Raw genomic sequence first — 20316 nt, 5'->3', positions numbered from 1 at the left:
ATTCAGATGCCTCAGTGAGCGCGCTCGTAGGCGTCACGAACCTCGGACGAAACCCGTCCGCGATCCGAAACCTTCATGCCCTGGGCGCGAGCCCACTCGCGGACCTCGTTGGTTGATCCACTGCCGCGGCGGGGACCACGGGCCCGAGGAGCCTTGGCCTTCCTGCGGGCGTGGGAGACCCACGGCGCCACTGCGTCGCGGAACTTCTTGGCGTTGGCCTCATTGAGATCGATCTCGTAGCTGGCGCCGTCAAAATCAAAGCTGATGGTCGAGGCGGCCGGAGAACCATCGATGTCGTCTTCCAGCACCACGTGCACTCGCTGTGCCATGGGATGTGTCCTCTCGGTTGGGATTTGCGGGTTCGCAGGGTCAACTGTGACAAAGGGGGGCCACATATTCAAGTAATCCGAGTCGAAGCTTCAGCAATGTGCACGGCCAACGTTTTCCACTTTTCTCCAGAGCGTGGGGATTCATGCCATCGCGAGGACTGTCACACTTGCACCATGGCCCTCCTCGAAATCGGTGCCCTGGCCGCAGCCGACCGCGCTGTCGATCTCGGCCCCGAACACCCCAGCCGGGCCGGGCTGGTTCGCTTCCACGTGTCCACCGATGGGGGCGGGCCTCAGGCCTTGATCACCCGGGTCGACATCCAACCGGGCCTGATGCACCGTGGCGCCGAGAAGCTCTTCGAGGTGCGTGACTACCGGCAGGTGCTCATGCTGGCCGACCGTCATGACTGGCAGGCCCCGTTCGTGGGCGAGTTGGGGGTGGCGCTGACCTGTGAGCGCCTGCTGGGACTCGTACCCCCCACCCGGGCCACGGTGCTGCGCACGTTGCTCGCCGAGGTGGCGCGGCTGCAGTCACATCTGGGCTATCTGACCTTCGTGCCCTTCCACCAGCGTTGCCCCGAGGTCGCCGCATTGGTGCGCGAGGCCCGCGACCGCGGTCGCGACCTGATGATGATCTGGACGGGGAATCGGCTGCACCCGATGATCAATCGGCTGGGCGGTCTGGCCAGTGATGTCGGACCCGAGTGGTTCCGGGCCCTCGACGAGTGGCTGGCGCTGCTCGACCGCGTGACGAATCGAATGGCCGGCCTGATGGACGAGGATTCCTGGCAGTCGGCTGCTGGGATCGCGCCCGTTGATGGCGACATCGCGAGAAGGTACGGACTGTCGGGGCCGACAGTTCGTGCTGCCGGAATCCTCCTGGATTTGCGCACGACGACCACGATGCTGGATTATGCCCAGATCGGTGCCGACGAGGTTCTCGCGGTGAACCCCGACGCGCAGGCCAACGCTCAACAGCAGCGGGGAACCGCTTCGGACAGATTCCGACAATGGCTCGTCGAATTGGCTCAGTCGGCGCAGTTGGTGAGACGTTCCAGCATGCGCGCACGTGAGGTCACCGGTCCCGTGAATGTGCCGCTGTCGAAGATCATCAAGCTGCCCGACGCCGAGGAATGGATGGAGTTCGAGGCGCCCCTGGGCGTGGCCGGATTCCATCTCGTCTCGCGGGGGGGCACGACACCCTGGCGGCTCAAGTTGCGCACTCCCTCGTTCGCCCAGGTGAATGCCCTGCACACGTTGCTGGTGGGGGTGCCTCTCGACCGGGTCGCCCTGGTCGTGGCCAGCATGGGCTACACCGTGGGCGACCTGGACAAATGACAGCCCCGCCCCGGAGTGCTCGGAGCGGGGCTGGTCGATGGAAGGTCGGTGGCGGGCCTTCGGTCAGATCGCCTGACGGCGCACGGGCCGGCCACCCGCCAGCAGTGCGACGTCGAGGGCCTCGAGGTCGACGTCGGTGGGGTGCTCCCCATTGGTCCACAGCTCGGCGGCGGTGGGAACCCGCTCGGCCATGGTCTTGCGGGCGATACCGCGGCTGGGAAGGGTGACCACCTCGGACTCGTCCGCAGTCAGCGCCTCGAGGTGCTCCAGCCTCTCCTGCAGGGCGCTCAGCTGCGCCTGCAGGTCGGCGATGGTGCGACCCTTCGCCACGGCCTCGGCGCGCGCCGAGACCAGGTTGCCGCGGACGGTCGACAGCTCCTGCTGCAGACCGGCCATGTCACCGCGCAGGTCGTCGACCTGGGTGGCGTGGGCGAGGTAGCGGGTCTTGAAGGTGTGGATGAGTTCCATCGACTCGGCGTGGTGCGCCCGGTCGGCGGCGGCACGTGCGAGGCGCTCGGTCTTCAGTTCCGTGTGGTGCAGCACCTCCATGCGTGACAGCTCACGGAACGCGAACCAGACCGAACCGACGGCGCCGAGCACGGAGACCACCAACCCGGCGCGGACGACCCAGATGGGCCCGAACGCACACGCCAGGGCGATGACGGCTCCGACGATCAGCACGATGAGAGCGGCCTTGCGCTCTCGGGACATGACGGCTTGATGCTTTGCACTCACGGGGTCGAGGATACGGTCCGACTGGGGGAATCCCCAGCCGACCAGCCGAGTCTTGGCACAATCTCAGGCTCGGGTCACTCCACCCGTACCGACCGTTCCGCCAGCCAGCCGCCTGCCGCCAGCAGCAACGACGAGACCACGGCGATGGATCCGAAGATGACCCGCTGGCGTGGCATCGGGATGGCCCACTGGCCCACGTTGAGCAGCACGTAGGTGAGGTGCCCCCCGGCGAGCAGGGCGCCGGTGAAGATCATGGTCTTGCCCAGGGCCAGCATGAACACCCCTGCGGTGGCGGCCTGGTCGGGGTGCCGACGCAGGTAGCCCTTCACCTGCACGCGGGCACGCCAGCCGACGACGACCCCGACGAGGGCCATCAGCACCGACATGGCCAACGGGGTCACCGGCACGATCTGGTCGAGGGATCGCATCGTCTCGACCACGAACCACCCCACCACCACCCCGACGAGGCAGGCGACGGCGAACTGGAACCAGGTCGTGGGGCCCAGACCGGGCGAGTGCTGACTGGGGGGTTCAGGGCTGTCGGGGGACGAGGCGGGTCTCTCGTCCGGCTCGTCGTCGAAGACGCGGGTCACGGCAGGTCGATGCGCTCGTCGATCCTGGTGACCCCGCTGGTGTCGAGTCCGGCCACCAGGTCGGCGAGGGTGCCGTGACCGGCCAACTCGCCCAACGGGTCGGCCTCGAGCCAGGGCACCAGCACGAACGCACGCTCGTGTGCGCGCGGGTGCGGCAGCACCAGCCGGTCGTCGGCTCGCTCGCGCTTGCCGACCATGATCAGGTCGATGTCGAGGGTGCGTGGGCCCCCCGGCTGCTCGCGCACCCGCCCGAACGCGCTCTCGAGGGCTTCGGCCCGTTCGAGCAGGGTCAGCGGTTCGAGGGTGGTCTCGGCGACGAACACGAGGTTGTAGAAGTCGTCCTGGTCACGCACGTCACCCACGGGGGCGGTGAGATAGACGGAGCTGAGGTCGACCGGGATCAGGTCGGGTGTGGTGGCCAGTTCGTTGATGGCCGACTGCAGGATCTCGAGGCTGTCGCCCACGTTCGATCCGAGGCTGAACACCACTTTGGATATGGGTCGCAGGTTTCCCAGCGTGTCGACGTCAATCACCATGGGTACTCCTCGTGACGGTCACCGAGACATCGGTGAAGGGGGTCGATAGGGGGGCGTGCGGTTTGTGCACCGTCACCTGCGCCTCGCGCACTCGGGGCAGGGCGGCCAGGTCGTCGGCGATGCGGCTGGCCAGGGTCTCGATCAGGTTCACGGGGTCGCCCCCCAGACGGTGCTCCATGCGGGTTGCGACCTGCCCGTAGTCGACGGTGCCGGCCAGGTCGTCCGAGCTGGTGTCGCAGTCGACGAGCAGGACGGCGTCGGCGGTGAAGACCTGCGGTTGGTCGCGCTCGAAGTCGAACCAGCCGTGTCGTCCGGTGGCGGAGACACCGCTGAGTCGGATGGTCACTGGCTCGGTCACGATCACCTCCCGGGGTCGGGTGCTGCGCCAGTGAGACTACCGGAGTCGTCGGCACCCCCCGCGGGGTGGGTGGTCGACGTGGAACGCAGCCGCGCGACCACCTCCACGGCGTCCCGCTGGCCGCGAACCTCGTGGGTGCGAACCGCCCACACCCCTTGCAGGGCGCACAGGGTGGTGAGCGCCTGGGTGGCGGCATCGCGCCGTTCAGCCGGACGAGGGACACCGTCGGCGGCCAGCAGTTCACCCAGGAAGCGCTTGCGGCTCACGCCCACCAGCACTCGGTGCCCGTGCTGGAGGAAGGACTCGTTGTCGGCGAACAACTGCCAGTTCTGCTCACCGGTCTTCGAGAACCCGTAGCCGGGGTCGAGCACGAGCCGATCGGCCGCGATGCCTGCGGCCAGGGCGGCGTCGCGGCGCTGGAGCAACTCGCGGGTCACGTCGGCGACCACGTCGTCGTAGTGGGCCTCGGCGTTCATCGCCGATCCGTGTGCACGCCAGTGCATGGCCACGTAGTCGACGCCGGCGTGGGCGGCGACGGTGGCCAGCATCGACTCGTCGGCCAGGCCGCCCGAGACGTCGTTGACGATGCTCGCGCCCGCCCCGATCGCCGCGCGGGCCACCTCCGCCCGCATGGTGTCGACCGAGATGGGGACGCCGAACCCAGCGATGGCCTCGACCACGGGTACGACCCGGCGCAGTTCCTCGTCCACCGAGGGACGGGTCGAGCCGGGCCGGGTCGACTCCCCGCCGACGTCGATCAGGTCGGCCCCGTCGTCGACCATGGCCCGGGCGTGCTCGACGGCTCGGGCCGCAGAGGCCCATCGTCCACCATCGCTGAAGGAGTCGGGGGTGACGTTGAGGATCCCCATCACCAGGGTGCGGGCGGGTGTGCGGGTCACGAGCGGCCGGAGTTGATCAGGCTCATGGCCTCGGCGCGGGTGGCGGGTTCGCGCATCCGTCCGCGGACCGCCGAGGTGATCGTCCGGGCACCGGGCTTGCGCACCCCACGCATGGTCATGCACTGGTGCTCGGCCTCGATCACCACCAGCGCGCCGTTGACCCCCAGATGGGTGACCAGGGCGTCGGCGATCTGGGCCGTCAGCCGCTCCTGCACCTGCGGGCGCTTGGCGAACAGGTCGACCAGTCGGGCCAGCTTGCTGAGCCCGGTGACGCGACCGTCGCCGGCCGGCAGGTAGGCGACGTGCGCCACCCCGGTGAAGGGCAGCAGGTGGTGTTCGCAGACACTCCACACCTCGATGTCGCGCACCATCACCATCTCGTCGTGGTCGACGGCGAAGGTGGTGGCCAGCAGCTCGGCGGGGTCGCAGTGCATGCCGGCGAAGATCTCGGCGTAGGCACGGGCCACGCGGGCCGGTGTCTCACGAAGTCCGTCGCGGTCGGGGTCCTCGCCGACGGCGAGCAGGATCTCGCGAACGGCTGCCTCGATGCGCGGGTGGTCAACCTCGGCGGTCATCGCGGACTCAACTCCACTGGGCGGGGGTGGGTCCCTGGGGGCCCTGCCATCCCGGTGCCTCCCAGCCACCGTGGCCGTCGCCGTGGGCGCCGGGGGGCAGTTCGGTCGAACCGGGTTGGCCCGGGGGCAGCTGGATGCCGCCGGGGGGGACGACGTCGCCCTCGTCGCCGGTCTCGATCTCGGGCGACTTCGGGGGGTCGATCGGGGGCACGTCGGAGGGCACGCGCCGATCGGATCCGGTCCAGGTGCCGCGCTCGGAGCGGCGACGCAGGTTCGCGAAGATGCGTTCGACCTCGGGCTTCTGCAGGGTCTCCTTCTCGAACACCTCCCGGACGAGCACGTCGAGTACGTCGCGGTTCTCACGCAGCGCCTCGAAGGCCTCCTGGTGGGCCTCCTCGAGGAGGGCGTTCATCTCCTCGTCGATGGTCCGCGCGGTCGCGTCGGAGTAGTCCACGTTGCGTCCGGTTCCGGCCATGCCCAGGAAGGGTTCCTGCTCACCGCCACCCAGGGTGATCGCACCCAACTTGTCGGAGAAGCCGTACTGGGTGACCATCGCCCGGGCCACCTTGGTGGCCTTCTCGATGTCGTTGCCGGCACCGGTGGTCGGGTCACCGAAGATCAGTTCCTCGGCGGCGCGGCCACCCATCATGTAGGCCATCTGGTCGAGCAGTTCGCCGCGGGACTGGGAGTACTTGTCCTGGTCGGGCATCACCATGGCGTAGCCGAGGGCACGCCCACGGGGAAGGATGGTGAGCTTCTGCACGTTGTTGCGGGTCGCCGGCATGGCGGCCGCGACCAGCGCGTGACCGCCCTCGTGGTAGGCGGTGACCAGACGTTCGTGTTCGTTCATCAGCCGGGTGCGCTTCTGCGGACCCATCAGCACGCGGTCGATGGCCTCGTCCAACTGCCCGTTGCCGATCAGCGGCAGGTTCAGGCGGGCCGTCAGCAGCGCCGCCTCGTTGAGCACATTGGCGAGGTCGGCACCGGTGAATCCGGGTGTGCGCCGGGCGACGGATTCGAGGTCGACGTTGTCGTCCATCGGCTTGCCCTTGGCGTGCACCTTCAGGATCTGGGCGCGGCCCTTCATGTCAGGTGCCTCGACACCGATCTGTCGGTCGAAGCGTCCGGGTCGCAGCAGGGCCGGGTCGAGCACGTCGGGACGGTTCGTGGCGGCGATCAGGATGACCCCACCGCGCACGTCGAAGCCGTCCATCTCGACCAGCAACTGGTTGAGGGTCTGCTCGCGCTCGTCGTGTCCGCCACCCATGCCGGCGCCGCGGTGGCGTCCGACGGCGTCGATCTCGTCGATGAAGACGATGGCGGGGGCCGCGGCCTTGGCCTGCTCGAACAGGTCGCGCACGCGGCTCGCGCCGACGCCGACGAACATCTCGACGAAGTCCGAACCCGAGATCGAGAAGAACGGCACCCCGGCCTCACCTGCCACCGCACGGGCGAGCAGGGTCTTGCCGGTTCCGGGCGGCCCGTAGAGCAGCACGCCCTTGGGGATCTTGGCCCCCACGCGCTGGAACTTGGGCGGGTCGGCGAGGAAGTCGCGGATCTCCTCGAGTTCCTCGATCGCCTCCTCACAGCCGGCGACGTCGCTGAAGGTGGTCTGCGGGGTGTCCTTGTTGGCCACCTTCGCGCGGGACTTGCCGAAGCCCATCACGCCGCGGCCACCGCCGGCACCCTGCACCAGGTTCATGACGACGAAGAAACCGATGATCAGCAGCAGGAAGGGCAGGAAGTTGTAGAGCAGTGAGGTCCACAGGCTGGGCTGGGGGTTGCGGCCCTGCCAGGTCTCGAGGCTCTTGTCGGCCACGCGCTGGTTGAGCCGCTGCACCAACTGGTCGGACTGGTTGCCGATCCACACCGACCGGTACTTCTTGTTGTCGCTGCCGGTGATCTGGATCGACTGCTCCCCGTCGGTGAGCACGACCTCCTTCAGCTTGGTCGTGCCGTTGATCATGGCGACGGCCTGCGAGGTGGGGATCTCCTCCTCGCCCGTGGCGCGACTCGCGACGTTGACCGCGAGCACGATCAGCATCACGGCGATCATGATCCACACGAGCGGACCGCGGAACACCTTCTGGAGATTCTTCATTGCCTGCCTTGCAACCAAAGGGCTCGCTGACGCGAGATGACGGGGCGGGATGAGCCTACCAGCGGGGTTTCAGTCACCCCGGGGAGCGATGTTCGCGGGCGGAGGAAGGCCCGCTCACCAGGCCACGGAGAAGTACTGGGTCTCCTGGAACTCGCGCAGCCCCTCGCGGGCTCCCTCGCGACCCAGCCCGGACTGCTTGAACCCGCCGAAGGGTGCGGCGGGGTCAGAGACCAGACCACGGTTGATGCCGACCATGCCCGCCTCGATCCGCTCGGCCAGGTGGAGGGCATGGCCGAGTTCGGCGAAGACGTAGGCGCTGAGCCCGAACTCGGTGTCGTTGACGCGGGCGACCAGGTCGTCCTCATCGCTCCATCGCGTCACCGAGGCGACCGGTCCGAACACCTCCTCGGCGAGCAGGCGGGAGTCGGCGGGCACGTGGTCGAGCACCAGGGGACGAACGAACCAGCCTTGGCCGGGTGGCTCTGCACCCTCGCCCACGACCACCGCCCCGGCCGCAACCGCCTCGTCGACCACCCGGGTGATCCGGTCACGCGCCGCCGGGGTGATCACGGGGCCGATGGCGCACCCGGACGATGCGGGGCCCACGGTCAGTCGTCCGACCTCGCTCGACAACCGCGCCACGAACTCGTCCGCGACGGACTCGTGCACGAAGATGCGGTTGGCCGCGGTGCAGGCCTGACCGCCTCCACGGAACTTCGCGGTCATGGTCCCCTCGACCGCGACGTCGAGATCGGCGTCGGCGCAGACCACCACCGGTGCATTGCCGCCCAGTTCCAGGGAGGTGTTCACCACCCGGTCAGCGGCCTGCCGCAGCAGGTGCCTGCCCACCGCGGTCGACCCCGTGAACGACAGTTTGCGCACCCGCCGGTCGCGCAGCCAGGTGCCGACCACTCCCTCGGCGTCGGTGGTGGTGACCAGACTGACGACTCCGTCGGGCAGACCCGCCTCGGACAGCAGCGCGGCCACGGCCAGGGCGGTGAGCGGGGTCTCCGCGGCGGGTTTGAGCACGACGGTGCAACCTGCCGCCAGGGCGGGCGCCAGTTTGCGGGTGGCCATCGCCGCCGGGAAGTTCCACGGGGTGACCAGCGCCGCAACGCCCACGGGCACGTGCCGGACGATCGTCCTGGTGCCCCCCGCGGGGGACTCGGTGTAGTCACCCTCGGAGCGCACCGCCTCCTCGGAGAACCAGCGGAAGAATTCGGCGGCGTAGGTGACCTCGGCGACGGCATCGGCTGTCGACTTGCCGTTCTCGGACGAGATCAGGTCTGCCAGGCGATCCCTGTCGCGCAGCATCAGGTCGAAGACCCGTCGCAGCACCTCGGCGCGCTGTCGTGGCGGTGTCGCGCGCCACCCGGACAGGGCGGCGGCCGCCGCGTCCACGGCTGCGGTCGCGTCGTGGGGGGTCTGGTCGTCGAGTCGATGCAGCACCTGGCCGGTGGCCGGGTCGAGCACCTCGAAGGTGGTCATGCCGCCACCCTAATCCGGCTCCGGAGGGCCGCGCTGTGTAGGTTGTCGCTGACAGCGACGAGGCCCTTCCACCCCCAGACAGGCACGCCCCCATGGACGACAAGCGGTTCCCCACCCGGGTCTACTCCCACGGCAGCGAACCCGACGCCCGGTTCAGCCTGGCCAACGAGCGCACCTTCCTGGCGTGGGTGAGCACTGGTCTGGCGCTGGTGTCGGTGGGGGTCGGCCTCGAGGCCTTCGGGCTGTCGCTGCAGCACGGGTTCAGGTTGGCCACGTCGGCGTTGCTGGTCTGCCTGGGGATCGCCACGACGGTGCACGCCTGGTTCAACTGGATGCGGGTGGAGTCGTCGATGCGCGACCACCGTCCGCTCCCCTCCATGGCCAACGGACTGGTGCTGGCGATCGGGCTGTCGGTGGCCGGTGTGCTGGTGCTGATCGGAATCGTCACGGCCTGACCATGACGACCGAACGCGTCTGGGACGCCGGCCTGCAACCCGAACGGACAGCCCTGGCCTGGCGCCGGATCGGGCTGGCTGTCATCGGGGTGGGCCTGGCGGTGCCCCGACTGACCTGGCCGAGCCTGGGCGCGTGGTCGATCCCGGCCGGACTGTGCGCGCTGGTCGTGGGAGTGGTCGCGCTGCACCAGTCACTGCACCGCTATCGACGCGCTCACACCACCCTCACCACCGAGGACGTACCGCGACTGCCCAGTGGGCGCGGGCTGCTGATGGTGATGCTGACCGTGTTGCTGACGGGCCTCACCGCCCTGGCCGCACTGGTGGTGCAGGCCCTGGGCCTGGGAGCGGCTCAGTTGTAGACCGACGGGCTGAGCACGCCCACGTCTCGCAGGTTGCGGTAGCGGCCGGCGTAGTCAAGGCCGTAGCCGACCACGAACTGGTTGGGGATGTCGAAGCCGACGTACTTGACGGCCACGTCGACGGTCAACGCCTCGGGTTTGCGGAACATGGTCATGATCTCGAGGCTGGCAGGCTCGCGGCTCTGCAGGTTCTGCACGAGATAGCTGAGGGTCAGGCCGGTGTCGACGATGTCCTCGACGATCAGCACGTGCTTGCCCGAGATGTCGGTCGTGAGGTCCTTGAGGATGCGCACCACACCGGAACTCTTCGTGCCCGAGCCGTAGCTCGAGATGGCCATCCAGTCCATCGTGCAGTGACTCTTGAGCGCCCGACTCAGGTCGCTCATCACCATCACGGCGCCGTTGAGCACCCCGATCAGCAGCAGGTCCTTGCCGACGTAGTCGGCGTCGATCTGCGCGGCCACCTCGGCGAGGCGGGCTTCGATGTCGGCGCTGGTGTGCAGCACCTCGGTCAGTTCGGAGGAGAGATCAGCGGCATCCACGCGGCGACTCTACCGCGCCCCCGACCTGCAGAACGTGCACCCGAATGCCCGATCGCGGCTCGATCGGGATGCGAGGTGCCGTTCAGGTGCGCGGGTTGCAGGTGGGGCTCACGGGCGCACGATCACCAGGGCGGCCGGCCCGCTGGCGCCTCCCCGCCGGCGGACGCTGGCTCCCGGAAGGTCGACACCGGCCTGTCCGTGCCAGTCGACCACGAGGTCATGCACGGCCAGCACCTGCTCCCTCGACGGCGTGACCCCCCGGCCGACCAACCAGGCACGAATGACCCTGGTGGCCCGGGCGAGCGGCACCCCGACCAGCGAGGACACCACCAGGTCGTCCCCGTCGGTCGCCTCGGCGAGCCACTCACCGGTGAGGCTGTCGAGCAGGTCGGCGTCCTCGCGCAGCAGGTCGGCCGTGCGGGCCAGGGCAGCCGCCACCCCTGGCCCGAGTTCGGCCTCGAGCACCGGCATCACCCGCCGCCGGACCCGTGAGCGAAGAAACCGCGGGTCGTCGTTGTGCGGGTCGTCCCACGGGGTCAACCCCCAGTCGGTGCACGCCTGCCGGGTCTCGGCGCGGGTCACGCCGAGCAAGGGACGAACCATCCGCAGCCCGCGCCCGTCACCCTCGGACCAGATCTGGACGGGAGGGATCCCCGCGAGCGAGCGAGCACCGGAGCCGCGGGCCAGGCCCAGCAACACCTGTTCGGCGACGTCGTCACGGGTGTGCGCCAGCCACACCGGGGCTCCCCCCGCCGCCTCTGCCAGCAGTTCTCGCCGCAGGTCACGGGCGACTGATTCGGGTCCACCTGGGGAGTCGGCCCTCACCGACCCGCGCACGACTCGGGCCGGCAGGCCGAGCCCGGCCAGCGTGGCAACGGTCGCCTCCGCGACGAGGTCCGAACCCTCCTGCAGGCCGTGGTCGACCACCACGGCCCCCACCCGGGGGAGGGCCGCACGGTGACGGGTGCGGGATGCCATCTCCCAGCCCACGGCCGCCGCCATGGCGAGCGAGTCGGCTCCCCCGCTGACCGCCAGCAGCACCCGGCCCCCCGACTCTGGACCCCCCGACTCTCGACCCCCCGCCTCTCGACCCAGCGCCTCTCGATCCCCCGCCTCCCGACCCAGGGGCGGACGGACGGCACGCACCACGGCCAACTGGGCGTCTGTGAGGTCGCGAGCCGCCATCAGCCGCCCACCCGGCGCAGCCATCCCATCGGGTCGGCCAGTTCGTGGCGCCGGGGAAGGTTGCGTGGTTGCTGCCAGACCAGGTTGAGCCCGGACAGTCCGGCCGTGGAGATCACCGCACGACAGAACGAGGCACCGTCGCGGTACTGGGCGAGTTTCGCGTCCATCCCGAGCAGGCGTCCGAAGGCGGCACTGGCCCCGGTCGCCGCCCGTCGTCCCTCGAAGCGCTCGCGAATCCTGGGCAGGCTGTCGACCAGGCCCGCGGCCGCCTCGTCCATCATCACGTCGGCGTGGCCCTCGAGCAGCGACATGACGGCTGTGATCTGGTCGACGATGCGGCGTGCCTCGGGGCTCGAGGTGATGTCGAGCACCACCCCGTTGCTGGGCTCGTTGTCGCGCCCCGACAGCCGGACCCGCCCCCGCTGCAGCATGGAGGTCAGGTTCTGCTCCCCTTCCGCGGCCAACACGTCGCCCACCAGACCGATCACGTGGTCGACCAGCCAGGGAGCGGCCAGGAACTGGGCCCGGTGGGTCTGCTCGTGCAGGCACACCCACAGCCTGAAGTCAGCCGGGTCGAGCCCCAGCGAGCGCTCCACCTCGAGCACGTTGGGTGCGACCAGCAACAACCCGGGACGATCCGAGAACGGGTCGTACTGCCCCAGCACCCGACGACTCACCAGCCCCAGCACCCCACCCAACTGCACGGCGCGGGCTCCGCCGGCGGCGCGGTCGGCGAGATTCCTCGGACGATCGGGGTGCCCCAGTCGGCCCAGCACCGTCATCGCCATCCGGGTGTTGTTGGCGACCCAGGTGCGGCGGTCGACCACCAGGACGCGCATGGAGTCGGTGGCCACGGTCAGCGGCAGCTCGGCCGCGCGGGCGATCAGGGCGGGGGCGAGGTGAGCCCCCGCGCGCAGTTCTGCCACCAAGTCGTCCCGCTCCCTCGCCGAGGCCTGCGGACCGGTGCCGGTCAGGCTTCGTCCGACCTTCTCGGCGGCGAAGGCGTCGATCCAGTCGAGCATCAGCGGCATCCGCAGCCGGTGACGGTGGCGGCGACCTGGTCGATCCATACCCGGGCGAACCAGTCGTTCTTGGAGTCATTGACCATCACGGCCAGCACGACGGGTTGACCGTCGGCCGTCACCGTCCAGCCCGACAGTGACGAGACGCCGGTCAACGTGCCTGTCTTGCCGTGCACCCAGCCGCGCCCGGCCTGGGCCCCCTGGGCGAAGCTGAACCGGTCGGTCAGGGTGCCGCTGACCCCGGCGATGGGGGTCGAGACGAGCAGTCCCTGCAACTGCTGGTCGCTCGAGATGTGCTGCCAGCCGAGGGCCAGCATGCGAGCGCTGACCCGGTTGGAGCGCGAGAGACCCGACCCATCGGTGGCGACGGCACCCGTGCGCCACAGTCCGTCGCCGGTGAGCACGGCGCGCAGGGCCTCCGCCCCGCCGACGAAGGAGGCTGGACGATGCTGGGCGAGGGCCAGTTGGCGGAACAACACCTCGGCCCCGAAGTTGTCGGAGTGCACCATCACCTCGGTGGCGATGTCGATCAGCGGCATCGAGCTGACCGAGGCGACCACCTCGCCAGTGCCGGTCGTGGGGGCGGGGGTGGGTGCGATGGCGCCGGTGACGGTGATGCCGGCCGCCTTCAGTTGCTGGGCGAAGGCCGTTGCTGCCTGCCGCGCCGGGTCCTGCGCCAACGGGGTGCCCGGCACCCTCGCGCCGGTGGCGTCGAGGGTGCGTCCGGCCCCGAGGGACAGCGCGGAGATGCGCGCCACCTGGTCGGAGTAGTCGGCTGGCCAGGTGGGGTGCCAGGCGGGCCCGCTGAACAGGCTGGCGTCGTAGCCCAGGGTGACGCTGGTGACGCCCTGCTGCTTGAGGCGGGCGGCGGTCGCTGCGGCCAGTTGGGCGGTGGTCGCCGCCCGGGGACGGTTGGGGTTGGCGACCCGTTCCAGGTAGGGGTCACCTCCACCCACCAGCACCAGGTGACCAGGCGAGGACGAGGCGACGGTGGTGGTGAACCTGTGGTCGGGCCCCCACGCCTGCAGGGTGGCGAGCATGACCAGGGTCTTCAGGTTCGAGGCAGGGATCATCAACGTGTCACCTCCCCGATTGACGAGCACCCGGCCGGTGGCGTGGTCGACCACCAGCACGGAGGATCGTCCCTTGAAGTTCGGCTTGAGCGCGTCGATGCGTGGGAGCAGGCCGGACGAGGCGAGGGTCGCGCTGGGGGTGATCGGGTCGGGTTCGGCGACCACGCCGTCACCGGACTGCTGTCCCGCCGCCTGCGAGGGGGTGGGCGGGGCGAAGATCGAGGGAGCGATGGTGCTGGGCTGCAGACCGGCGCTGCGGAGGCCCGTCGAGCGGGCGATGGGCGAGGCGAAGGCGATCAGGGCGGTGATGACGATGCCGACGACGAGCCCGGCCAAGGAGAGCCCCATCACGGTCCCCGAGCTGCGCCGCATCCATTCCCCCTGTTCAGGCGCTATTCTTGAGCGCGCAACGGTGCCCCAATCATAGAGAGAGTGCGCGCGTGACCGACGAGTTCCAGCGGGTAGAGCTGTCCGCTCCCCCGGCAGGTCTGACCTTTGATGTCACCATCGAGATTCCCAAGGGCACCAAGAACAAGTACGAGATGGATCACACCACGGGCCGCATCCGCCTCGATCGCACCTTGTTCACCTCGACCCAGTACCCCTACGACTACGGCTTCGTCGAGGGAACCCTCGGTGAGGACGGTGACCCGCTCGACGCGCTGGTGCTCGTTCCCGAGCCCACCTTCCCCGGTTGCCTGATCGAGTGCCGCGCCGTCGCAATGTTCCGCATGAAGGACGAAATGGGCGGCGACGACAAGGTGCTGTGCGTGCCGGTTGCCGACCACCGCCGCGATTCCCTGGTCGAGATCGAGGACGTCTCGGAGTTGATGTTGCTCGAGATCGAGCACTTCTTCACCGTCTACAAGGACCTCGAGCCGGGCAAGTCGGTCGAGGGCGCCACCTGGACCGGTCGCCCCGCCGCGGAGGCGGAGATCCACAACTCGTTCGAGCGGGCCAAGGGAACCCCCTTCGAGCACCACCACGTCAACCTGCACTGATCTCGACCAGTTCCTGATCCAGCACCGCTGGCCCCTTCTGGGCCAACCCGAGCCCCCGCCCTGGTGCGGGGGTTCTTGCGTGTGACGCCGGTTGCTCGGCGGCCAATCGTGCCGATCGTGTGCTCCTGTACCAGATGTTGCCTCCCGGGGGCCACGATCGCTGTGACGGCACACGATCCGCACGATTGAGCCGCAGGCCCTGACTCGACTGGCCCTGACTCGACTGGCCCTGACTCGACTGGGCCTGACTCGACTGGGCCTGACTCGACTGGGCCTGACTCGACTGGGCCCGCATCCCCGGGGGACACTGGTGCGGTGACCCGATCCGCACTGCTGCTCTCACCCTCCGCCAACCGCGTCTACGCCGGCGAGGCCGCCGCCCTGGCCGCGGGGGAACTGCGCATCTGCGTGCCGGAGGGTCGTGAGGTGGCCACCTCGACCATCGCCGGCGTCGACTACCTGACCTTCGAGCACCCCGATGCGACAAGTGGGGGCTGGCCGGACGACCTGGCGGAGGCCATCGCGGGGCTGTCGGCGACCCTGGCGGTGTTCGACCTCGTGGACGATCCCGCCAACGCGGACCAGCCCTTGCTGCGACCGGTGGAGTTGCCGCGGCGTGACTGGCTCGACGACGATCTCGTCACCATTCCCAAGTACCCCGGCAAGACCAATGAACAGTTCACCCGACTGCTGGTCAACGTCACCCTCGCGGCGATGGTGCGCGAGTCCGAGCCCGGCCAGCCCCTGAGCATCCTCGATCCCCTCTGTGGACGAGGCACGACCCTGTTCACCGCCTGGCTGCTCGGCCACCACGGTTACGGCGTCGAGGGCGACACCAAGGCCGTCGAGCAGATGGCGGCCTACCTGAAGACGTGGCTTCGCCGCAAGCGCCTCAAGCACACCGCTGAGGTGTCGCCCGTGCGCCGCGAGGGCAAGGCGATCGGCAAGAGGTTCGACGCCGAACTACGCCTGCCGGATCGTCCCGCCCTGAACCTCGGCGTGTTCACGGGTGACACCCGCACCAGCCGTGAGCTGTGGGGCAGGAAGACCTTCGACGCCATCATCACCGATGCTCCCTACGGGGTGGTGCACGGCTCGTCCACCGACGTGCGCGGGGTCACCGGCAAGCGGGACCGCTCCCCCGCGGGCCTGCTGGGTGAGGCCGTGCCCGTCTGGGCCGGACAGCTCAAGCCCGGCGGTGCACTCGGACTGTCGTGGAACACCCACGGGCTCAGCTACGAGAACCTGGCCGAGGTGATGGAGTCGGCGGGGCTGACCGTGTGCGAGGGCGAGGAGTGGCAGGGCTTCAGCCACCGCGTCGACTCGAGCATCCAGCGCGACCTGATGGTGGCCGTCAAGCTCTGACCCGAGAGCCCCTGAGCAGGCTCAGGAGGCCGAGCGACGGCCCCGGCGTGGCGCCTTCGCCGGCTTGGCCTGCAGCTGCACTCGGTCGCGCAACCAGCCCAACTGCTCCCAGCGCTGGATCTGCTGACCACCCTCGTGCCCGTTGTAGGGGTAGACGTTGATGGCCGACTCGGGGGCGGTGTCTGCCTTCTGTCCCCACTGGTTGTAGGCGGCGTAGACCGTGCTCGGTGGGCAGACCTGGTCCATCAGCGCCACCGAGAACAGGGTCGGGCAGGTGGCCCGGCGGGCGAGGTTGACCCCGTCGAAGTAGCTGAGGGTGCGCATCGACTGCTCGATGTCGCGGGGACGGGTGCAGAAGTACTCGCCGATCTCCTTGTAGGGCCGCGAGTCGGTGAGCGTGAGGGCGCGTTCGAAGTGGCACAGGAAGGGCACGTCGGGCAGGGCGCCGGCCAGGGTGATACCGGCCATCGGGGCCAGCCCAGCCGCTGCGATCGTCATCGCCCCACCCTGGGACCCGCCCGCCACGAAGACCAGGTCGGGGTCGATCTGGGGCACCTGCTGGGCGACCTCGAGCAGGCGCACCACGTCGACGTAGAGACGCCGGTAGTAGTAGCGGTCGGGATCGTCCAGACCGGTGGTCATCACGCCGGGCACGTTCCCGCCCGCGTACTCGGACGAGTCCGGGGTGCCCTCGAAGATGCTGGCCGTCGACCAGCCCTGACCGCGGGTGTCGAGCACCAGGTGGGCGTAGCCAGCATTCACGTACTCGCCGGGGAAGGGCATGCCGCGGCCGCCGGAGTAGCCGTGGTACTGCACGACGACCGGGACGTTGTCGTGGTCGGCGGGCACGAACAGCCAGGCCTTGACGTCCTGACCGCCGAAACCGGCGAAGGTCACGTCATAGGTGTCGTGGAGGGTGGCGCGGGCATCGATCGGCTCGAGCCTGAGGTTGAGGTCGTGCCGTCTGGCCTCATCGAGGGTGCGCTGCCAGAAATCGTCGAAGTCCCCCGGTTCGGAGACGTCGGGGCGGTACGACTGCAGTTCCTCGAGGGGGAGGTCAAACAAGGCCATGCGCCGAATCCTATGCTGCCGGGGACCCGCGGCGACCATCGTCCCTAAGCTGGGAGCGTGCCCACCCTGTTCCTGCTCAGACACGCGAAGACCGAGGCCGTTCATTCCGGGGGCGACAAGGCCCGGGAGCTCACCGATCGGGGACGCGCGGATGCCCGGGCCGTGGGTGCCCAGCTGCGCCAACGCGGCATCGACCTGGTGCTGTGCTCATCGGCGGTGCGCACCCGCCAGACGGTCGAGGAACTGGGGCTCGATGCCCGGGTCGAGAGCATGGACGCGCTCTACAACTGCGATGTCGAGACGATGCTGCAGCGGATCGGCGAGACCGACGACTCGGTGTCGCACCTGCTCGTGGTGGGCCACTCCCCCACCATCCCGGCGGCTGCGGCGGAACTGGTGTGGGCCTCCCAGCCGCGCGAGGCCGACCAGTTGGCGTGCAGCTTCCCGACGGCGGCGTGGGCCGAGATCACCTTCGAGGGCACCTGGGCGGACCTGGAACGGGCCAGGCTGGCGGCGGTGCATCGTCCCCGGGACGTCTGAGCGTGGGACGAAGCCCTTCTCACAGGGGCTGCAGCAGGATGCGGACTGACCTGCCGCCGGTGCAGACGATGAAGTCCGGGCGGGTGCACGACAGGGTGTAGGTCTGCTTGGTCACCGGGCTGGTGGCCACCACGGTGAACGGTCCGGTGCGGGTGCGGTCGACCTGGGCGAGCACCGTCCGGGCGAAGGCGCACGAGGTCTGGCGGTTGACGGCCACGTCGGCGCCGCAGGGTGTGGCGGAGGCAGGCCACGGCAACCGGGTGGGCGTCGGTCTGGGCGTGGGCGTGGGCGTGGGCCTCCGGCTGGTCGAGATGGACGGCGCGGAACTGGCCTTGGGGGTGGACGACGGGGCCACCGACGGCACCGTCGGGACAGCAGTCACGGAGGCGGATGGGCTCGGATCGGCCGACGGGCCGAGGTTGAAGAACGACCACGAGACGATCACGATCGGCACCACCGCCACCAGCAGCGCCATCGCCAGCACGACCAGGGCGATGCGGTTGCGCCGGGTGTGTTGTCTGGACGAGGCCGCCCGCACGTGTCGTTGGGCCGCGTCGGCGCGCACCTGCTGGGCCCGTTCGTCGAACAACCGGGGGTCGATCGGGAGCTCGTGGGTGGCATCGGTGGGAGTCGAGGGGGCTGCGGCCGTGGTGGACCCCACCCGGTGGTCGGCAGGCGGAGGAGGTGGCGTCGATACGTCGTGATCGAGCTGCAGGGGTGGACGGATGGCCGTCTCGACCAGCTCCTCGGGCAGCTCGCGGACGATCTCGGCGCGGGTCATCGGCCGGGTGAGTCGGACCGCTCCCGAGCTGCGCAGGTCGGCACCGCACCGGGGGCAGTGGTCGGCGGTCGCCAGGATGGGGCCACCGCACTGGCTGCAGAACATTCACACCTCCCTCGCCGACCCTACGTGCCCGCTCCGCACGCGCGGGGCGACATCTGCTCGTAACACAGACCGCCATCTCGTCACATGACTGTGACCCGGACGCGACTCGAGTGAAAAACCCGCCAGCCAGAGTACTGGCATGACCATTCTCGAGCTCAACACCGGCGACACGGCCTGGGTGCTCATCTCAGCTGCGCTCGTGCTGTTGATGACCCCCGCCCTCGCCTTCTTCTACGGCGGCATGGTGCGCTCCAAGAGCGTCCTGAACATGATGATGATGTCGATCGTCACCATGGGCATCGTCAGCATCCTGTGGGTGCTCTTCGGCTTCTCGATGTCGTTCGGCAACTCCTGGCACGGGCTCGTCGGTGACCCGCTGCAGTTCGCCGGCATGAAGGGCACCTTCGACACCCTCGTCGGTCCCGAGGGGCACCAGATCCCCTTGCTGGTCTTCGTCGGGTTCCAGGCCGCCTTCGCCATCATCGCCGTCGCCCTTGTCTCGGGCGCCGTCGCCGACCGCATGAAGTTCTCGGCATGGATCGTCTTCGCCACCCTCTGGGCGGTGCTCGTCTACTTCCCGGCCGCCCACTGGGTCTTCGCGTTCGACGGCTTCGTGGCCGAGCGCGGCGGTTGGATCGCCAACCAGGTGAAGGCCTTCGACTTCGCGGGCGGTACCGCCATCCACATCAACGCCGGCGCCGCCGCACTGGTGCTCGCCCTGGTGCTGGGCAAGCGGCTGGGATTCGGAACCAAGCCGATGCGCCCCCACAACCTCACCCTGGTGATGCTGGGTGCAGGCCTGCTGTGGTTCGGCTGGTTCGGCTTCAACGCCGGTTCCGCTCTGGGAGCCAATGGACTGGCCGGCCTGGCGTGGCTGAACACCCTGGTCGCCACCGCGGGCGCCATGCTCGCCTGGCTCGTCGTCGAGAAGGTCCGCGACGGTCACCCCACGTCGCTGGGTGCCGCCTCGGGCATCGTGGCCGGCCTGGTCGGCATCACGCCGGCGTGCGCCACCGTCACCCCGCTGGGTGCCATCGCCATCGGCGTGCTGGCGGGCATCGCCTGCCCACTGGCCCTCAGCCTGAAGACCCGCTTCGGCTACGACGACGCGCTCGACGTGGTCGGCGTCCACCTGGTCGGTGGCCTCGTCGGCACCCTCGCCATCGGACTGTTCGCCAAGGGCTCGCTCACCGGTGGTGTGGCTGGCCTGTTCTACGGGGGCGGCTTCGAGCAGCTCGGACGCCAGGCGATCGGCGCCTTCGCCGTGATGGCGTACTCGGGTCTGGTCACCCTGTTGATCGCGCTCGCCATCAAGTACACGATCGGCCTGCGCGTCTCGACCGATGACGAGGTCAGCGGCGTCGACATCACCGAACACGCCGAGAACGGCTACGACTTCAGCCGGGTGGGCTACTCGTCCTACCGGGTGCAGCAGACCCTGGTGATCCCCGCCGCCCCGGTCAGCCCGGTCGACTTCGAGACCACCGACGCCCCCGACCGCATCAAGGAGGAGGTCAAGTGAAGCTGATCACCGCGATCGTCCAGCCCACCATCCTGCAGACCGTGCAGGTGGCCCTGGCCCAGTACGGAGTGACCGGAATGACCGTCTCGGAGGCCAGCGGGTTCGCCCGCCAGCGAGGCCACACCGAGGTGTACCGCGGCACCGAGTACACCATCGACTTCATCTCCAAGGCCCGCATCGAGGTGCTGGCCACCGACGAGAAGGCCGACCGCATCGTCCAGGTGATCTGCGACGCCGCCCGCACCGGTTCGGTCGGCGACGGCAAGGTCTGGGTCAGCACGCTCGACCAGGTCGTGCGCATCCGCACCTCAGAGACCGGGGACGACGCCATCTGAGCGGA

General features: G+C 69.3%; 23 protein-coding genes. 8 read left to right on the top strand and 15 right to left on the bottom strand.

From position 1 onward, the window contains the following. Positions 1–11: 11 nt before the first annotated feature. Positions 12–329, bottom strand: coding sequence for a histone-like nucleoid-structuring protein Lsr2 (locus tag QQZ11_RS06615; RefSeq protein WP_026378220.1), 318 nt, complete (start codon positions 327–329; stop codon positions 12–14). Positions 330–503: 174 nt separating this feature from the next. On the opposite strand from QQZ11_RS06615, the gene QQZ11_RS06610 reads away from it, so the two are divergent. After that, positions 504–1667: an NADH-quinone oxidoreductase subunit D-related protein gene (locus tag QQZ11_RS06610; RefSeq protein ID WP_284549410.1), complete on the top strand. Its 1164-nt coding sequence runs from the start codon at positions 504–506 to the stop codon at positions 1665–1667. Between the two features lie 63 nt (positions 1668–1730). On the opposite strand, the gene QQZ11_RS06605 is transcribed toward QQZ11_RS06610, so the two are convergent. The 8 genes from QQZ11_RS06605 to QQZ11_RS06570 form a co-directional block, all read right to left on the bottom strand. After that, the gene (locus QQZ11_RS06605) at positions 1731–2402 is read right to left on the bottom strand and encodes a hypothetical protein (RefSeq protein WP_157438993.1); all 672 of its coding nucleotides are present in this window, start codon (positions 2400–2402) and stop codon (positions 1731–1733) included. Positions 2403–2476: 74 nt separating this feature from the next. Beyond that, positions 2477–2995 carry a DUF3180 domain-containing protein gene (locus QQZ11_RS06600; RefSeq protein WP_284549408.1) on the bottom strand — a complete coding sequence of 173 codons (519 nt, stop codon included), beginning with the start codon at positions 2993–2995 and terminating at the stop codon, positions 2477–2479. Beyond that, positions 2992–3531, bottom strand: coding sequence for a 2-amino-4-hydroxy-6-hydroxymethyldihydropteridine diphosphokinase (gene folK, locus QQZ11_RS06595; protein ID WP_284549406.1), 540 nt, complete (start codon positions 3529–3531; stop codon positions 2992–2994). Before folK ends, QQZ11_RS06600 begins: the two co-directional genes overlap by 4 nt. Continuing rightward, on the bottom strand, positions 3521–3889 hold the full coding sequence (folB, locus tag QQZ11_RS06590) for a dihydroneopterin aldolase (RefSeq protein WP_284549404.1): 369 nt from the start codon (positions 3887–3889) through the stop codon (positions 3521–3523). The genes folK and folB overlap by 11 nt, the downstream gene beginning before the upstream one ends. Before the next feature lie 2 nt (positions 3890–3891). After that, positions 3892–4758: a dihydropteroate synthase gene (gene folP / locus QQZ11_RS06585; protein WP_284550185.1), complete on the bottom strand. Its 867-nt coding sequence runs from the start codon at positions 4756–4758 to the stop codon at positions 3892–3894. 26 nt (positions 4759–4784) lie between these two features. Further along, the gene (folE, locus tag QQZ11_RS06580; RefSeq protein ID WP_284549403.1) at positions 4785–5363 is read right to left on the bottom strand and encodes a GTP cyclohydrolase I FolE; all 579 of its coding nucleotides are present in this window, start codon (positions 5361–5363) and stop codon (positions 4785–4787) included. 7 nt (positions 5364–5370) lie between these two features. Further along, positions 5371–7464 (bottom strand): ATP-dependent zinc metalloprotease FtsH, encoded by a 2094-nt coding sequence (ftsH, locus tag QQZ11_RS06575; protein ID WP_342395064.1) that lies wholly within the window; start codon positions 7462–7464, stop codon positions 5371–5373. 114 nt (positions 7465–7578) lie between these two features. Further along, the gene (locus QQZ11_RS06570; RefSeq protein ID WP_284549402.1) at positions 7579–8952 is read right to left on the bottom strand and encodes an NAD-dependent succinate-semialdehyde dehydrogenase; all 1374 of its coding nucleotides are present in this window, start codon (positions 8950–8952) and stop codon (positions 7579–7581) included. 92 nt (positions 8953–9044) lie between these two features. Between QQZ11_RS06570 and QQZ11_RS06565 the strand changes: the two genes are divergently transcribed. After that, the gene (locus tag QQZ11_RS06565; protein WP_022911197.1) at positions 9045–9407 is read left to right on the top strand and encodes a YidH family protein; all 363 of its coding nucleotides are present in this window, start codon (positions 9045–9047) and stop codon (positions 9405–9407) included. Between the two features lie 2 nt (positions 9408–9409). Further along, positions 9410–9769, top strand: a complete 360-nt coding sequence (locus tag QQZ11_RS06560; protein WP_022911198.1) for a DUF202 domain-containing protein — start codon at positions 9410–9412, stop codon at positions 9767–9769. On the opposite strand, the gene hpt is transcribed toward QQZ11_RS06560, so the two are convergent. From hpt to dacB, 4 genes are all read right to left on the bottom strand, one after another. Beyond that, positions 9760–10284: a hypoxanthine phosphoribosyltransferase gene (hpt, locus tag QQZ11_RS06555; protein ID WP_446698838.1), complete on the bottom strand. Its 525-nt coding sequence runs from the start codon at positions 10282–10284 to the stop codon at positions 9760–9762. The genes QQZ11_RS06560 and hpt overlap by 10 nt on opposite strands. A gap of 135 nt (positions 10285–10419) precedes the next feature. Next, positions 10420–11496 carry a tRNA lysidine(34) synthetase TilS gene (gene tilS / locus QQZ11_RS06550; protein WP_284549399.1) on the bottom strand — a complete coding sequence of 359 codons (1077 nt, stop codon included), beginning with the start codon at positions 11494–11496 and terminating at the stop codon, positions 10420–10422. Then, positions 11496–12518 (bottom strand): zinc-dependent metalloprotease, encoded by a 1023-nt coding sequence (locus tag QQZ11_RS06545; protein WP_284549398.1) that lies wholly within the window; start codon positions 12516–12518, stop codon positions 11496–11498. The genes tilS and QQZ11_RS06545 overlap by 1 nt, the downstream gene beginning before the upstream one ends. Next, the gene (dacB, locus tag QQZ11_RS06540; protein WP_284549396.1) at positions 12518–13963 is read right to left on the bottom strand and encodes a D-alanyl-D-alanine carboxypeptidase/D-alanyl-D-alanine endopeptidase; all 1446 of its coding nucleotides are present in this window, start codon (positions 13961–13963) and stop codon (positions 12518–12520) included. Before dacB ends, QQZ11_RS06545 begins: the two co-directional genes overlap by 1 nt. A gap of 68 nt (positions 13964–14031) precedes the next feature. Here dacB and QQZ11_RS06535 point away from each other — a divergent pair, with 68 nt between their 5' ends. Both QQZ11_RS06535 and QQZ11_RS06530 read left to right on the top strand, forming a co-directional pair. Further along, positions 14032–14592, top strand: coding sequence for an inorganic diphosphatase (locus QQZ11_RS06535; RefSeq protein WP_022911203.1), 561 nt, complete (start codon positions 14032–14034; stop codon positions 14590–14592). A 315-nt stretch (positions 14593–14907) separates the two neighbouring features. Beyond that, positions 14908–15957 (top strand): TRM11 family SAM-dependent methyltransferase, encoded by a 1050-nt coding sequence (locus QQZ11_RS06530; protein ID WP_284549394.1) that lies wholly within the window; start codon positions 14908–14910, stop codon positions 15955–15957. Between the two features lie 21 nt (positions 15958–15978). On the opposite strand, the gene QQZ11_RS06525 is transcribed toward QQZ11_RS06530, so the two are convergent. After that, complete coding sequence (locus QQZ11_RS06525) at positions 15979–17028, bottom strand: acetylxylan esterase (RefSeq protein WP_284549392.1); 1050 nt, start codon at positions 17026–17028, stop codon at positions 15979–15981. 57 nt (positions 17029–17085) lie between these two features. On the opposite strand from QQZ11_RS06525, the gene QQZ11_RS06520 reads away from it, so the two are divergent. Next, the gene (locus tag QQZ11_RS06520; protein ID WP_284549391.1) at positions 17086–17568 is read left to right on the top strand and encodes a SixA phosphatase family protein; all 483 of its coding nucleotides are present in this window, start codon (positions 17086–17088) and stop codon (positions 17566–17568) included. A 19-nt stretch (positions 17569–17587) separates the two neighbouring features. Here the strand turns inward: QQZ11_RS06520 and QQZ11_RS06515 are convergent, their stop codons facing one another. Then, entirely contained in the window at positions 17588–18454 is an 867-nt protein-coding gene (locus QQZ11_RS06515) for a zinc ribbon domain-containing protein (protein WP_284549389.1), read from the bottom strand. A 139-nt stretch (positions 18455–18593) separates the two neighbouring features. On the opposite strand from QQZ11_RS06515, the gene QQZ11_RS06510 reads away from it, so the two are divergent. Together QQZ11_RS06510 and QQZ11_RS06505 are read left to right on the top strand one after the other, a co-directional pair. Continuing rightward, on the top strand, positions 18594–19976 hold the full coding sequence (locus QQZ11_RS06510) for an ammonium transporter (protein ID WP_284549388.1): 1383 nt from the start codon (positions 18594–18596) through the stop codon (positions 19974–19976). Continuing rightward, positions 19973–20311, top strand: coding sequence for a P-II family nitrogen regulator (locus QQZ11_RS06505; RefSeq protein ID WP_022911209.1), 339 nt, complete (start codon positions 19973–19975; stop codon positions 20309–20311). The genes QQZ11_RS06510 and QQZ11_RS06505 overlap by 4 nt, the downstream gene beginning before the upstream one ends. The last annotated feature ends 5 nt before the right edge of the window (positions 20312–20316 follow it).

Source organism: Aestuariimicrobium sp. T2.26MG-19.2B, assembly GCF_950101875.1.
In the GTDB taxonomy this organism is placed as follows: domain Bacteria; phylum Actinomycetota; class Actinomycetes; order Propionibacteriales; family Propionibacteriaceae; genus Aestuariimicrobium; species Aestuariimicrobium kwangyangense.
The sequence above is the reverse complement of the archived record's forward strand: the minus strand, read 5'-3'. Positions and strand labels throughout refer to the sequence as shown.